The sequence below is a fragment of the Sporolactobacillus sp. THM19-2 genome (assembly GCF_004153195.1).
Classification (GTDB): Bacteria; Bacillota; Bacilli; order Bacillales; family Sporolactobacillaceae; genus Sporolactobacillus.
Window position 1 is genome coordinate 12,787 of record NZ_SEMC01000017.1, and the last position, 14,365, is coordinate 27,151.

The 14,365-nt window shown below is 46.0% G+C and carries 17 protein-coding genes; 12 read left to right on the plus strand and 5 right to left on the minus strand.

What is annotated here, in order from left to right:
- Nucleotides 1-136 precede the first annotated feature (136 nt).
- The gene (locus EWH91_RS11130; protein ID WP_129930115.1) at nucleotides 137-1,108 is read left to right on the plus strand and encodes a LacI family DNA-binding transcriptional regulator; all 972 of its coding nucleotides are present in this window, start codon (nucleotides 137-139) and stop codon (nucleotides 1,106-1,108) included.
- A 249-nt stretch (nucleotides 1,109-1,357) separates the two neighbouring features.
- Here EWH91_RS11130 and EWH91_RS11135 read toward each other — a convergent pair whose 3' ends face one another.
- Nucleotides 1,358-1,816, minus strand: a complete 459-nt coding sequence (locus tag EWH91_RS11135) for a carboxymuconolactone decarboxylase family protein (protein ID WP_129930116.1) — start codon at nucleotides 1,814-1,816, stop codon at nucleotides 1,358-1,360.
- Between the two features lie 148 nt (nucleotides 1,817-1,964).
- Here EWH91_RS11135 and EWH91_RS11140 point away from each other — a divergent pair, with 148 nt between their 5' ends.
- From EWH91_RS11140 to EWH91_RS11165, 6 genes are all read left to right on the plus strand, one after another.
- A complete protein-coding gene (locus tag EWH91_RS11140; RefSeq protein WP_129930117.1) occupies nucleotides 1,965-2,396 on the plus strand; it encodes a DUF2231 domain-containing protein in 432 nt (143 codons plus the stop codon).
- Nucleotides 2,397-2,409: 13 nt separating this feature from the next.
- A complete protein-coding gene (locus EWH91_RS11145) occupies nucleotides 2,410-3,087 on the plus strand; it encodes a helix-turn-helix transcriptional regulator (RefSeq protein WP_129930118.1) in 678 nt (225 codons plus the stop codon).
- Between the two features lie 105 nt (nucleotides 3,088-3,192).
- Entirely contained in the window at nucleotides 3,193-3,804 is a 612-nt protein-coding gene (gene folE / locus EWH91_RS11150) for a GTP cyclohydrolase I FolE (protein ID WP_240697348.1), read from the plus strand.
- Nucleotides 3,805-3,894: 90 nt separating this feature from the next.
- Nucleotides 3,895-4,662: an SDR family oxidoreductase gene (locus EWH91_RS11155; protein WP_129930119.1), complete on the plus strand. Its 768-nt coding sequence runs from the start codon at nucleotides 3,895-3,897 to the stop codon at nucleotides 4,660-4,662.
- A gap of 334 nt (nucleotides 4,663-4,996) precedes the next feature.
- Entirely contained in the window at nucleotides 4,997-6,241 is a 1,245-nt protein-coding gene (locus EWH91_RS11160) for an MFS transporter (RefSeq protein ID WP_129930120.1), read from the plus strand.
- A gap of 62 nt (nucleotides 6,242-6,303) precedes the next feature.
- Complete coding sequence (locus EWH91_RS11165) at nucleotides 6,304-7,776, plus strand: glycoside hydrolase family 32 protein (RefSeq protein WP_129930121.1); 1,473 nt, start codon at nucleotides 6,304-6,306, stop codon at nucleotides 7,774-7,776.
- Nucleotides 7,777-7,842: 66 nt separating this feature from the next.
- Here EWH91_RS11165 and EWH91_RS11170 read toward each other — a convergent pair whose 3' ends face one another.
- Nucleotides 7,843-8,640 carry an arginase family protein gene (locus tag EWH91_RS11170; RefSeq protein ID WP_129930122.1) on the minus strand — a complete coding sequence of 266 codons (798 nt, stop codon included), beginning with the start codon at nucleotides 8,638-8,640 and terminating at the stop codon, nucleotides 7,843-7,845.
- A gap of 193 nt (nucleotides 8,641-8,833) precedes the next feature.
- Between EWH91_RS11170 and EWH91_RS11175 the strand changes: the two genes are divergently transcribed.
- Entirely contained in the window at nucleotides 8,834-9,355 is a 522-nt protein-coding gene (locus EWH91_RS11175; RefSeq protein WP_129930123.1) for a gamma carbonic anhydrase family protein, read from the plus strand.
- Between the two features lie 5 nt (nucleotides 9,356-9,360).
- Here the strand turns inward: EWH91_RS11175 and EWH91_RS11180 are convergent, their stop codons facing one another.
- A complete protein-coding gene (locus tag EWH91_RS11180; RefSeq protein ID WP_129930124.1) occupies nucleotides 9,361-9,789 on the minus strand; it encodes a DUF3842 family protein in 429 nt (142 codons plus the stop codon).
- Nucleotides 9,790-9,893: 104 nt separating this feature from the next.
- Here EWH91_RS11180 and hypB point away from each other — a divergent pair, with 104 nt between their 5' ends.
- The 4 genes from hypB to EWH91_RS11200 all read left to right on the plus strand — a co-directional run bounded on the left by hypB (nucleotide 9,894) and on the right by EWH91_RS11200 (nucleotide 13,239).
- A complete protein-coding gene (hypB, locus tag EWH91_RS11185; RefSeq protein WP_129930125.1) occupies nucleotides 9,894-10,556 on the plus strand; it encodes a hydrogenase nickel incorporation protein HypB in 663 nt (220 codons plus the stop codon).
- A 181-nt stretch (nucleotides 10,557-10,737) separates the two neighbouring features.
- Nucleotides 10,738-11,703, plus strand: a complete 966-nt coding sequence (gene cbiM, locus EWH91_RS11190; protein WP_129930126.1) for a cobalt transporter CbiM — start codon at nucleotides 10,738-10,740, stop codon at nucleotides 11,701-11,703.
- Nucleotides 11,700-12,494: an energy-coupling factor transporter transmembrane component T gene (locus tag EWH91_RS11195; protein ID WP_129930127.1), complete on the plus strand. Its 795-nt coding sequence runs from the start codon at nucleotides 11,700-11,702 to the stop codon at nucleotides 12,492-12,494. Before cbiM ends, EWH91_RS11195 begins: the two co-directional genes overlap by 4 nt.
- Before the next feature lie 13 nt (nucleotides 12,495-12,507).
- Nucleotides 12,508-13,239, plus strand: a complete 732-nt coding sequence (locus tag EWH91_RS11200) for an energy-coupling factor ABC transporter ATP-binding protein (protein ID WP_240697344.1) — start codon at nucleotides 12,508-12,510, stop codon at nucleotides 13,237-13,239.
- A 4-nt stretch (nucleotides 13,240-13,243) separates the two neighbouring features.
- Here the strand turns inward: EWH91_RS11200 and EWH91_RS11205 are convergent, their stop codons facing one another.
- Nucleotides 13,244-13,789 (minus strand): NUDIX hydrolase, encoded by a 546-nt coding sequence (locus EWH91_RS11205; RefSeq protein WP_129930128.1) that lies wholly within the window; start codon nucleotides 13,787-13,789, stop codon nucleotides 13,244-13,246.
- A gap of 49 nt (nucleotides 13,790-13,838) precedes the next feature.
- The gene (locus EWH91_RS11210) at nucleotides 13,839-14,282 is read right to left on the minus strand and encodes a putative periplasmic lipoprotein (protein ID WP_129930129.1); all 444 of its coding nucleotides are present in this window, start codon (nucleotides 14,280-14,282) and stop codon (nucleotides 13,839-13,841) included.
- Between the last annotated feature and the right edge of the window lie 83 nt (nucleotides 14,283-14,365).

Here is a 14,365-nt window from a genome sequence, read left to right on the forward strand (position 1 = left end):
GAATCGTTCGGGATTCAGCCTTTCTTTGGTTATTGTACTTCATTGAAAGTAAAACAGTTTTAGCCAGCAGGAACGGAATTAAAGCTATAATGTAATTATCAAGGAAATTAAAAGAGTATATGGGAGTAAAATTCAGATGAAACCAAATATAAGAGACATAGCACAAATGGCCGGTGTTTCCCCGACCACGGTTTCCAGAGTCATGAACAATCGGGGATATATCAGTGATGCGACCCGAAAAAAAGTTAATCACGCGATGAAAAAGCTGAATTATTATCCGAACGATCTGGCGCGTGCCCTGTTTCATCAGCAAACTGGCTTCATCGGGTTAATTTTTCCAACTACTGAAAATCCTTTTTTCGGTGAACTGATTTTTCATATCGAGAACATCTGTGCCTCTTTGGGTTACAAAGTACTGCTATGCAACAGCCTTGGCCGCACGGATAAAGAGATCGCTTATCTTGACATGCTGCAACGCAATCAGGTGGACGGTATCATTGTCGGTGCACATAACCGCTTTATTCCTCAGTATACGAAAATAGATCTGCCGGTTGTGGCAATTGATCGTTATCTGTCAGATAAGATTCCTGTTGTTTCATCCGATAATCTTCAGGGTGGACGAATGGCCACGCAATGGCTGATAGATCAGGGATGCCGGAAAATCATTCATATTAATGGCCCTGGAAATCTGGAGACTCCGGCTAACCGTCGCAGAGTCGGGTATGAACAAGTTATGAGGGATCACAGGTATGCACCGTTGACCTATGAGACGGCTGAGAGCCTGATTTATAAAAACACTCTTGAGACAGTGAGAAAGATGTTCCGTGAACATCCGGATGTGGAAGGCGTTTTTGCCAGTGACGATCTGGTTGCTGCGAGCGTTCTTTCCGAAGCATCACATCTGGGAAAACAGGGAATTAAAGTAGTCGGTTATGACGGGACACAAGCGGTCCATATCTGCCTTCCACAGTTAACGACAATCCAGCAGCCCATTCATGACATAGCTGATCAAGCAGTCAAAATCATAATTGCTAAAATTAACGGGACGAAAGTGAAAGAAAAAAAAGAATACATATTGCCGGTTCAATTAGTTCAAGGGGAAAAGTAATATAAGACCCCGGGATACTAAAGGCTGGCAAGGTCCGGATTAGCTGAAGGCAGAATATTTCAATGTTCGTGGTATTTTTTCCAGTATGAATGGCCTGGATTCGCCTCAGTGCTATATATTGTTTGAAGATGCCAATACAATAAAAACATATGCTCACTTACTCATGACTGAAGAGTAAGTGAGCAATAAATCAAAGATTAAAATTTCATAAATTTCTGAGAACATGGCTGGCAGGTGGGGGTCATCTTCTTATCTCGCCTTTGGCTGATATGTGCCAGGTACGGCACGCATGGTGATCGCCAAACGATTCCAGCTATTGATTGTAATGATGGCGTAGACCAAATCAACAAAATCCTTCTCGTTAAATCGTTCTCTTACCTTTTGATATAACTCATCGGGTACATTTTTTACTGATATTTCCGTTATAGCTTCCGTTAGTGCTAGTGCTGCTCGTTCCTTGTCACTATAATAATCCGTCTCTCTCCAAGCATTTAATCCATAAAGTCGTTGTTCCGTCTCACCATTTGCCCGGGCATCTTTCGTATGCATGTCCAAACAAAACGCACACCCGTTTATTTGTGATGCACGTGTCTTAACTAATTCCAAAAGTGTTGAATCAAGGTTTGTGGACCTTATATATTTTTCAAACTCCATCATAATTTTTGCAGCTCCGGGTGCGATTGTATAATAATCTAAGCGTGACTCCACTAGAATCCCCCCTGGGAAGTTTATATTTTTTACAAATGTAATGTTAGGATTCGAAAACATAAATGTAAAAAGATCCTTCTTTTTACATTTTACGCTTGTTTTAACAAGTTTTCCAATTAAAAAATTGCAAAACTAAAATGGAAGGCATATGATAAATGTAACAGAAAAATCACATACCTTTGGGTCTTTTGCCTGTCCTGTTTCTTTGAAATCTTTTAGTAATGGGCATCTATTTGGGTGGAAACTTGGATTTTGGCGTATTGTCGTTGGGCCGTCATTTTCGGCGATTGCTGCTGTGCCCGGATTTATTGATTCCATTTTGATTCCCGAAAAACATCCGGCAGAAAAAGCCGCACTTTTTCACTTGCCCATCATACTCGCTGCTGTCGATTTCTTTATTGGCGGCCTTTTATTGAGGATCCATGACGTTTCACCGGAAGGCATCAAGATGTATGGGGTCATAGGATGTTCACTCGTGGGTCTTATTTGTTGGGTTATCGCTGGTTGGTATGGTGGTGACTTGTGTACCGGCACCAATGAGGAAGTAAGAACACGGATATTGACGTATTATTGCCAATAAGGAGGCGAATGCGATGAACATCAATAGTTTCCCGGAAACGAAACGTGAGATACTCAAAACCTTAAAAGCAGTCGGTTCTGCCTCCATTGCCACAATTCAGCCGAAATTAAATATCACAGGAGAAGCCTTAAGACAGCATCTTATTCAATTGAAGCATGAGGGTTTTGTCGAAAGGAAAAGTGAGAAGAACAGGGATTCTTCTGGTGGAAGACCGGCCAAACAGTATTATCTGACATCTGAAGGTGAACACCTTTTCCCCAAAAACTACGATCAACTAACTGTGGAGATTATAGATACCGTAGCAGATAATCTTGGCCAGGAAGCTTTATTAAGGATATTAGAAACAATGACGAAAGCGCGCATTAAGAAGTGGGAACCTCAATTACAAGGATTATCGTTGAATGAACGGGTCGATGCTTTGAAAGGGTTTTACCTCCAGGACGATGCGTTTATGGAAATTGAAGAGTCAGGGAATGCGATTTGTTTCATTGAGCACAACTGTCCCTTTTTGAATGTCGCAATGAAAAGGCCCGCACTATGCAGTGTCACCGTGTCATCCCTAACACAGTTGCTGGGATATAAGGTGGAGAGAACAGAACGATTTCAAAATGGAGACGGACGATGCGTTTTTCGTATCTTACTTGATCAACCGATTGATAAAGATTCCTGCCCATTCACCCTTGAGGAGTGAAGGCTCTAAAAGTGTTACTCGTCTATTATTACAATGATTGGAGTGTGAGAGTCAATGAACACAACAGGAAAAAACAACTTAATGGATAATAAAGAGCGCACACTGATGATCAAAACTTTTCCCGAGACTTTTGAAAACCCATTGGAATTAAATAAAAAATTAGATCAAGGTAACCATATTATGGACGCTGTTAAGGATCTTATTAACTTATGTGGGGATAACCCTCACCGGGATGGTATGCAAGAAACGCCTTATCGGGTCCTTAAGGCATTCCTTGAGTACACGGAAGGGTATCGGGAAGACCCCAAGCTCCATCTGAAAAAAACATTTGATGTTGAACATCAGGGATTAGTTTTGGTAAAAGATATTGATTTTTATTCTATGTGTGAACATCACCTGGCCCCTTTTTTTGGAGTGGCGCATGTTGGCTATATCCCAAATAAGAAAATAACGGGACTCTCCAAAATTGCCCGGATGGTCGAGGGCTATGCCAAAAGATTTCAGGTTCAGGAGCGTTTGACAACGCAAATCACTGAAGCTATTGAAGAAATTCTTGAGCCAAAAGGGACAATGGTTGTGATCGAAGCCAGGCACATGTGTGTGTGTGGAAGAGGCATAAAAAAATCAAATTCATCGACAACCACTTCTTCTGTTCGTGGGGTTTTTGCAGATAAACAAAGTGCAAGGGACGAGTTTCTATCCTTACTCCATAAATAACAGTTATTTATCCGAATCACTTGATGAAACATTTACCGTTCCAAAGTAATGGAATTTTTGAAGAACTTTTACCACTTAAGGGTGATTTTTTTGGACAATAAAGTGGCTTTAATAACCGGGAGCGCAACCGGTTTGGGAAAACGGACCGCGATAGATTTAGCAAAAAACGGAATAGATATCGTATTAAACTATGTTCACAGCGCAGAAGCAGCGAAAGAGACTGCCCGTTTTATTTCTGAAACGTATGGCGTGCGGTCCATTGCTGTTCAGGCGGATATTTCTCTTTTTGAAGATGTTCAAAAACTTGTAAGCCGGGTTCTTTCTGCGATGGGGAGCATCGATATTCTGATTCATAATGCCGGGCCATTTATAAAAAAAAGGAAAAAGCTAAGTGATTACACGGTTGAGGAATGGAATTCCATGGTTGATGGAAATTTAAGCAGTGTTTTTTATTTATCAAAAGAAGTCATTCCAATCATGCGTACAAAGCAGTGGGGACGAATGATAACTATTGGATTTGATCGAGTGGAAACAGCTCCGGCATGGAAATTTCGTTCTGCTTATGCTGCAGCAAAAACCGGAGCGGCTTCTTTGACTAAAACACTCGCTATCGAAGAGGCCGAAAATGGCATCACTGTTAACATGGTTTGTCCCGGAGATATTCGGGGTGAGTATAAAGAAATGAAGATTAAAAATGTTCGAGATCAAAGTGATATAAATAATCCAATAGGCAGACCAGGCACTGGAGAAGACATTGCCCGTGTTATTTCTTTTCTTTGCAATGAAGATTCGGATTTCATTACCGGGTCTGTTATTCCCGTGACAGGTGGTAAAGATGTGTTGAACAAACACATATAGAAGAATACTCTATGACGAAAAAGTTGAGTAAGTAAAATTAATTAGGCACGATCACTGTTTTACTGATTTCTCTCAGTATTGCGTAGATCCGATTCAAACCAAAATGGTGTTTATGTAGGGTTTGTTTGTGTCATCAGACAACAGACGAAAAAAATATATGTTACTTATGTGAAACCGGTTGACATATGAAACCGGTTGACATATTATCATATTTGTAAGCGATTTCACTACATTGTTCTGCCTGAAGAATCTCCTGAATTTTGACTGGGCTCCAGTGTAAGCGGAAACATCATATTACCTGATCACATTTACAACATGTTGGGGAGGATTGGCTATGAAATTTTTCAAAAACAGTAAGTACTGGTTCTCGTCCGGATATCTGTTCTTTTTCTTCGTGGCGTGGGCTGTCTGGTGGGCCTTTTATGCCATATGGCTGAGCAGAACACTGAATCTGAATGGCGTTCAGACCGGCCTGGTTTATTCCATCAACTCAGCGGTTTCTTTGGTATTTATGTTTGCTTTTGGTGTTATTGAAGATAAGCTTGGCACCCGAAAAAATCTATTATGGGTTCAGAGCATATTACTTATGGGTACTGGGCCGTTTTTAATTTATGTCTACGAACCGCTGCTTCAATCGATGTTTCTTCTGGGAACAATTTTAGGTGCAGTGTATCTCGGTGCGGCCTTCCTGTCTGGAGTTGGTTTTCTGGAAGCTTATGTAGAAAAAATCAGTCGGAAATACAACTTCGAGTATGGTACATCAAGAATGTGGGGATCTCTGGGGTATGCGGTTGGTGCGTTTGTAGCCGGTATCTCACTGAGTATTAATCCGCACCTTAATTTCTGGCTTGCCTCAGGGTTCGGCTGTGTCTTCTTTCTGTTAAACATCTTCTATAAAGTTGATGTTACTGAAAAGGAAAAGAAGGAAACATCCGAACTGAACCTGAAGACTGTGTTCAATACCTTGAGGCTTAAAAAATTCTGGCTGTTGATTATTTTCCTGTTTGGCACATCCTGTATCTACGGGATTTATGATCAGCAGCTGTTTCCGGTGTTTTTCACCCATCATTTTACGGATCCGGATACCGGTTATCAGGTTTATGGTTATTTGAATTCATTTCAGGTTTTTCTTGAATCGGCAATGATGTTTGCTGCACCGTTTATTATCAATAAACTGGGGGCTAAACGTTCGTTGACTCTTGCAGGACTAATTATGTGCACGAGAATTCTCGGTTCGGCAATGGTTGATAATGTCATCGGTATCTCATTGATCAAGTTGCTGCACGGATTTGAAACACCGATTTTAATTGTCGCCATTTTTAAATATATTGCACTGAATTTTGACTCAAGGCTGTCTGCAACAATCTATCTTATTGGTTTCCAGGTTTCCGGTCAGATTGGCGTTATTGCCTTCTCCTCATTGATCGGATCACTGTATGATCATTCTGGTTATAACATGACCTTCCTGGTTATCGGCCTGGTTGTTCTGGCCTTTACCGTATATTCAATTTTCTCACTTACAGGAGGCAAAGCGAGAAAGAAACAAAGGCTGGATGCAGTCCGTACCGGACAGTCCTGAAAGAAAAATAGCGTGTTCGCTGGAAGTAAGCAGAAAGAATCTGATTCAGGGAGGTTATTAACATGAAAACAGAACAACTGAAGTGTGCAAATGAGGCGGTGACTCGCGACGCGGGGAAAATAAATCCTCGGTACCGTCTGGGCTATCACATCATGGCGCCGGCCAACTGGATCAATGACCCAAACGGGCTGGTGCAGTATAAAGGGGACTATCATGTTTTTTACCAGCATCATCCGTACAGCACGAAATGGGGGCCGATGCACTGGGGACATGTGAAAAGCCATGATCTGGTGCACTGGAAGCATCTGCCCATTGCCCTTGCGCCAGATACTCCGGCTGATTGTGACGGGTGTTTTTCAGGAAGCGCGGTGGTTGACGGTAATGAACTGAACTTGATTTACACAGGTAATCTTTTCGACGATGAAGAGAAAACAGAAGTGGATCAGGTGCAGAATCGGGCATTCAGTACGGACGGGATCCATTTTCAGAAAGACCCGCTGAACCCGGTGATCCCGAAGCATCCGGAGTGCGGATCCGGTGATTTCCGCGATCCGAAAGTCTGGAAGCATGGTCATGACTGGTACCTGGTAGCCGGTACTTCCCATGATAAAGTTGGAAAAGTCGTTCTGTATCGCTCACCGGATCTCAGACACTGGACGTATGCAGGGATCATAGGGCAAAGTGAAGGAAACCAGGGTTATATGTGGGAATGTCCGGATTTTTATGAACTGGACGGAAAATATGTTCTGATGTGCTCGCCTCAGGGAATCGAAGCAGAAGGAGATCGCTATCAGAACTTGTATCAGACGGGTTATTTTGTCGGTGATTTTGACTATGCGACCGGAAAATTTACTCATGGCGGATTTACCGAACTGGATAACGGTCATAATTTCTATGCGGTTCAGTCTTTTAAAGACGACAGGGGACGCCGGATCGCTATTGGCTGGATGAATATGTGGGAATCACCGATGCCTGAACAACAGGATGGCTGGGCCGGTGCACTGACATTGCCCCGGGAACTGCATTTAAGTGAAAAAGGGAAAATGCGTATGACACCGGTCGACGAGCTGAAGCAGTTGAGGGTAAAACGGATGCTGACACTGTCATCCGTTGAAGTCAGCGGAACTCAGGCATTTCCGGATCTGACCGACGAGCTGCTGGAAATTGAAGCCACTTTTGATCTGATAGCATCTAATGCAGATACGTTTGGCCTGAAACTTCGTACGGGTAAGACAGAAGAAACGGTCATCCGCTACGATGTCAGGGAGAGACAACTGATCCTTGATCGTTCAAAAAGTGGTCAGGGTGTTGATGATGGATTCCGCCGGGCACTGCTGCCGGAATCCAATCAGCTGAAACTGCATATCTATCTTGATCGCTCATCTGTTGAAGTTTTTGCTGACGACGGTGAGACGGTGATGACCTCACGCATCTATCCGACTGAAGAGAATAACGGTGTACAGCTGTTCGCGGATGACGGTCAGGTTTCTGTCAAAGAAATGAGTGCCTGGAGACTTGAAGATATCTGGGCCTGATATGTGTTACTCAAAAGATGATTCAGGGGCTAAAGCCGGAGCAAGAGGCCGGGGTTAGCCCTTTTTTCATACAGATATACCGGATCCCCGGCCGGATGCCCGGAGAAGCCTGCTGAACAATCGCATGATCCTCAGGTTGGCCGCTTCATTTTTATGGATGCACGCTACGGCCTGCGGATTGAACTGCTCATGCGGCCGGGTCGGCCACTCGCCGCAGATATCGATTCCATCTGTTTTTTTACTGCGAGCAAGAAAATCAATCATGCGACAAAGCTCATCTAAACGAAGATGCCCTTGATCCCAGTTGGTCCGGGCTTCTTCCGGCGAGAGGACGTCTTTATCGATACTGATTCGAATATGGTCGGTCGGAATCGATTGATCAAGACGCCGCATTTCCGGGAGCCTGCTGTCCGGTATGATGACAACGTGACGCCTGATCGACAGGGGTACCTGTTCGGCAGTCCGGGGATCAGGCCCGATTATGATCACCCGGCGAAGATGAGGCAGTCGCCTGATGGCTTGATGCACCCAGGAACCGCATGACAGCAAGGAGCCAAGTTGTCCTTCATTCAGGTCGGTGTGATGATCAAACAGGATCAGAGTGAACGGCTGCGACAGCTCCTCCATCAGTGCCAGTGCCACATAATGGTAATTGCCGCTTCCGATAAAGGTCAGGCCGTGGCCGGGATGAGCGGCGAGCTTCCGCCGGATCGCACAAAAGGCTTCCGGCGAGCAGTACAGGCTGGTTCCACGCAAAGTCCTGAAATCAATCCATTGATGAGAAAGATGCCTTGTCAGACGATGCTGGTATTCATATGTCCCGTCAAAATTTAAAAAAGTGATTCCATCCTGCAGCAATGTCATGACACCACGCCTCCCTGCTCCCGAATGTAATTTCGGGTCGTCACTGCATCGCTTACATCCTTTATTCTACCGCTTATCGAGGGATTGACAAGAACGATTGAAATCGAAGCCATACAAACCGCGTTCCTTATTTGCTAACTTGTGGCATAATAAGGGGTGTAAACGTTATCAAATAAAAATGAGGTGATCCGTGATGAATCAATATGGTGAGTATGTGCCCCGCATTGATCCGTCTGCCTTTATCGCACCGGGAGCACAGGTGATCGGTCAGGTAGAACTCGCAGCCGGCGCATCTGTCTGGTTTAATGCGGTTCTTCGTGGGGACGAGTCCGGTATTTTTATTGGTGAAGGTTCGAATATTCAGGACGGCAGCGTCGTTCATGTGGATACATCTGATCCGGTCAGGGTGGGAAAACATGTGACGGTCGGCCACAATGTGACCCTGCACGGGTGTACGGTAGAAGACGGAGCGCTGATCGGCATGGGAGCGACAATTCTTAATGGAGCCGTGGTTAAAAAAGGAGCGCTTGTTGCAGCCGGTGCACTGGTACTGGAAAATCAGGTGGTTGAGGCAGGGACACTTGTCGCCGGCGTGCCGGCAAAAAAGCGGCGTGAACTGACAGAGGAAAATGCCGCTTATTTGAAATATGATGCTGAACACTACATGAAACAGGCGAAACGGTACCTTGAGATGGGGTATGGACAGAGCTTCTGATCGCTTCAGCAAGGAGATTCCCTGCTTTTTTGTTTCAGGTCCTCAATGACTGCCTGTATCAGTTCTTTAATCGGAATTTTCCCGGTGCAGGGAATCATCACCTGTTTATGATGCATCGGCAGCAGGTATTTTTGGCAGGTAAGATCAGAAAAGGTATGGGCGATACGGCGGGTGACCTCGCCGTGAATCGAACCGGGCTGAATCATACCGATCGGTGCAATGATGCCATCGATCGACTCTCTGTGGCAGAAGGCACAGAAGCCCTGTTCACCGCTGATACCAATATTTGCTCCGGCCCGAACCATTTTTGATGTGGCAAAGGTATTTGTACCAATGGCGATAATGGATGTGTTCTGCGGCAGCTCCTGCCTGATTTTTTTGATGATCGACTGGCCAAGCCCTGCGCCCTGACCATCCAGTACAGCAATTTTCATAAACAATTCCTTTCAGCCTGGTTGAAATTTTTCTAACGTCTGTCTCTGAATATTATATAATAGAATGCGAGAGATTTCCCGAAGCAGTGGAGGGGTGGCGGATCATGAATACCATTAAGGTAGTCAGGCAGCTTCTGGAGTGGAATGAAGACTGCAGTAATGAAGTAAAAAGCATTTTAAAAGAAAAAAAGATTTATGCCATCAATATGATGGCTGCACCAGGCGCCGGTAAAACGAGTCTGATCATTCAATTGATTGAGAAACTGCAGCCACATTATAAGGTGGCGGTAATCGAAGGGGACATCGCCGGTCAGATTGATGCAGAAAAGCTGGATGCCCTGGGTGTTCCGGTCGTACAGCTGAATACAAACGGGGCGTGTCATATTGAAGCCATGTCCATGAAAAAGATGCTTGATTATTTTGATCTGGATGATATTGATGTGCTTTTTATTGAAAATGTCGGAAATCTGGTTTGCCCGGCCGAGTTTGAAGTCGGCGAGGATATGAAAATAGCTCTGGTCAGTATCCCTGAAGGGGACGACAAAGTGGTAAAATATCCGCTTCTCTTCTCAAAAGCCGACCTGGTTGTCCTGAATAAATGGGATATGATGCGTTTCTTTGATTTCAACGATCAACAGGTAGAAACGGATGTGAACGGACTGAACGGTGATGCAAAGGTATTTCGAACCTCCTGCCTGCGCGGTGAGGGGATTGACAGACTTTATGAGGCGATTGCCGCAAAAGTTGGAGAAAAAGTGAACGTTTAAAAGAAAGGGTTTACAAAAACCAGAAACCTGTTTATGATTAATGTCGCAGACTACGAAAGTCTGATGAAAATTTCCTGAATGATCATGAAAATAGATAATAGATGAGCCACGAAGGCTGATGTGCATCCTGCTTGAGAGGATGTTCGGCTTCCGCGGCTTTTTTTCGGAGGAGGAGTCGTCTATGCATATTCCGGACAATTATCTGAGCCCGGAAACATGTCTTGTGATGGGGGCAGCAATGGTTCCTGTGCTTGCTGTATCCATCCGGCGTGTCAGAAAAGAAGTACAGGCAGGCGGTGTCCCGCTGATCGGGGTCGGCGCAGCACTTTCCTTCCTTGTCATGATGTTTAATATTCCGGTGCCCGGGGGGACCACTGCACATGCGGTCGGCGGGACGCTGCTTTCTATTCTGCTTGGCCCTGCGGCGGCCTGCCTGGCCCTTTCCGCCGCCCTGCTCATTCAGGCCTTGTTCTTTGGGGACGGGGGGCTTCTCGCCCTGGGCGCCAATTTATTCAACATGGCTTTTGTGATGCCGTATGCCGGCTATGCCTTTTACCGCATGCTGCTCAGACTGACACGCAGGAATATTCTTTCTGCTGCCGTCGCTTCCTGGGTGGCGCTCAACCTGGCCTCTCTGTTTGCCGGTATTGAGTTTGGTGTTCAGCCGCTGCTTTTCTCCGATGCCCGGGGCCTGCCGCTGTATGCGCCTTACCCGCCGGAGATTGCCGTCCCGGCGATGCTGATCCCGTCCCTGACCGTTGCCGGCGCGGCGGAAATGGCTTTCACGGCAGGCGTTCTTTCCTTTCTGAAGAAGGTATCGCCGGCGATGCTGAGTCAGAAACAGGTGCTGCCTGCGGGAAAACTGATGGTCGCTCTTATGACCATAATCCTTTTGACGCCGCTTGGTTTGCTGGCAGCAGCGGATGCCTGGGGTGAGTGGAGCCGGCATGATCTGAGAAATGCACTCGGCTATCTGCCGCACGGTATGGCAGAAGGTTTTGATTTTCATGCACCGCTTGCCGATTATACCTTTTCCGGATTGCCGGACGTCATCGGCTATATACTCTCCGCCCTTGCCGGTACGGCCGTTCTCGTGATCGTGTTCCGGTTACTGAAAATACATAAGAAAAAGGATGCTGAACAGTGAAAACGGTGAATCTTCCGGACTGGCTGGCTGAGGATGAGTTCTGCGACACCGGTTCAGGGAAAACATCCTTTGTGGAAAAGAATATTGCAAACCTTGCCCGCAGTCTGGCGAGCCTGCGTGATCAGCGGCGTACGGGCAGTCTGCCGGAGAAGATTCATCCCGCTGTGAAACTGCCGGCCGTGGTTCTGCTCATTCTGCTGATTTCTCTGGGTACTGCAGCTTATATTCAGGTCATGTCGGTCATTCTGCTTGTCCTTCTGGCGATGATGCCGCTGCAGCTGCTGAAGCGGGTGCTCGCCCTCGGCCTGATCAGCGCCGCTTTTACTTTGTTGACGTTGATTCCCGCCCTGTGGTTCGGATTCGGCGGACATATTTTTCTGGTCACCGCCAGGGTCTGGCTGAGCGTTTCCTTTTCCAGTCTGCTTGCCCTGACCACCTCCCGGCATGGGCTTGTCCGTGCGTTAAAAATCGTCCATATACCCGATCTGGTTATTTTAATCTTTGATGTCACGCTGAAATATATTTTTATTCTGACTGAAGTCACGCTTCATTTGTTTTATGCACTGAAAGCACGGTCCGTCGGGAGATCGGGCAGGCGTGCGGTCTGGGGTATCGCGGGCACGCTTTTCCTGAAATCGAAGGAAATGGCTGAAGAATTATACGGAGCCATGGTTTGCAGAGGATTTTCCGGAACGTACCGGTTGCGGGAAAAGCCGGCTTTTCATTTGGCCGACGGCTTGTGCGCCGGCTTTATCCTGCTTTCGGTTTGCCTGTTTTTTATTTTGAAATAAGGAGTCTGTATTGATGATGATTGATTTACAGCATCTCTTTTATCGCTATTCAGATCAGTTTGAGGCGCTGAAAGATGTGTCACTGCGTATCGAGCCCGGTGAAGCGGTGGCTTTCATCGGTCCGAACGGAAGCGGGAAATCCACACTGATGAAGCTGATCGGCGGGCTGATCACGGCAGAAAAGGGTCAATATCTTTTAAATGGAGAAGCGGTCACGGCAAAGAAGCTAAAGGACCGTCGATTCGCGCAGCAGCTTCATAAACACATCGGCTTAATCTTTCAGAATCCGGATACACAGCTTTTCTGTGGCAGTGTCAAAGAAGAAATTGCTTTTGGTCCGGATCAGATGGGGCTTACCGAAGATCAGGTCAACATAAGAGTTGCAGATTCGATGCGTCTGCTCGGGATTTCAGGACTCGCGGAACGGCCGCCGTACCACCTGAGTGAAGGAGAGAAAAAGCGTGTCGCCATCGCCGCAGTAGTAGCACTTAATCCTCAGGTCTATATTTTTGATGAACCGATGAATCATCTCGATCCAAAATCCAAACGCTTCCTGCGTCAGTTTATGATTAAACTGAATCAGCTCGGGAAAACCCTCATTTGCTCAACCCATGACTTTGCCTACGTCGAAGGGATTTTCCGGCGGGCTGCGGTGTTCTCGGAAGATCATCGGCTGATCCGCTGCGATGATTATGAGTCGGTGATGCGCGACCGGGAATTTTTGCTTCATCACAATATCATCTGATGTTTCAGCGATTGATGAACGGCCTTGCCATGGCGCAGGCGGCAACGGTAAAAAAGGAGATTCTGACCCGATGTGCACGGATCAGCTCATCCAGCTGATCAAAGGTAACGAGATGAATGGTAATGTCTTCGGTTGGATCGAGATTTTGCTCCGCTGTTTTTACGGCCTCACGGATCAGGTAAATATGTAAGCGATTGTTCTGAGCTGCCGGATTGACCATATAGTTTCCGAGAAGAACCGGACGGGCCGAAGAAACGTATCCGGTTTCTTCCCTGACCTCTCTCAGGATCCCTTCTTCAAAAGATTCATCTTTCTCCATCTTTCCACCGGGTATTTCGAGAAAAAAGTCACCGCCGCCCTGCCGGTATTGTTCAACCAGAACGAGCTTTCCGTCCCTTGTCAGCACTACACCGTTAACCCAATCGTCATATTCCATAACATGGTAATCGTTAATGGTCATTCCGTTCGGCAGCAGGCACTGATCTGTTCTCAGGTTGCCATAAGGCGTTTTATACAGATAATCAGAATGCAGTGTTTTCCATTTTTTCATCTGATCCGTCCTTTCTGTTTGATATGTTTATTATGTTCAATGGCTGATATCACCTGATTTCGATGGTGACCGTCTGATTGTCTTTCAACGGTGTGATATATGTTCTGATCGGCCCATGTTTTTCATTCATCTGGTCAGCCTGCTCTATTTTCTTCTTCAGCCATGTTCCGTCCTTCATGGCGTCAATGGGGTTGGTTACGGCAGGTGCGAGGTCAATCCGGTACGGATCTCCCTTATCGAGATGGAGGATTTCTGTCTTCTTTTTGATATATTTTATTCGGAAAACCATGGTTTGGCCGGGATCCGGACGTACTTTATTGACACTGATTCCGTAGTACCTGTATTTGTCAGTATGATCCATGATTCGTAGGATTACACGGACGGTTTCGGAAGGTTTGTCAGAAGGAGGGGATTCAGGGACAGAGCCGGAGGGTGACGGAGCGCACCCTGCAACAAGTATCAGCATAATCAGCATGATCGTGATCCTCTTCACCGTATCTCCCTCATTTCTCAACGTTTTGTGATCCGGCTGACCGGAACGGCTGAATGATTGTGACTCACGGCTGACCGGATTGA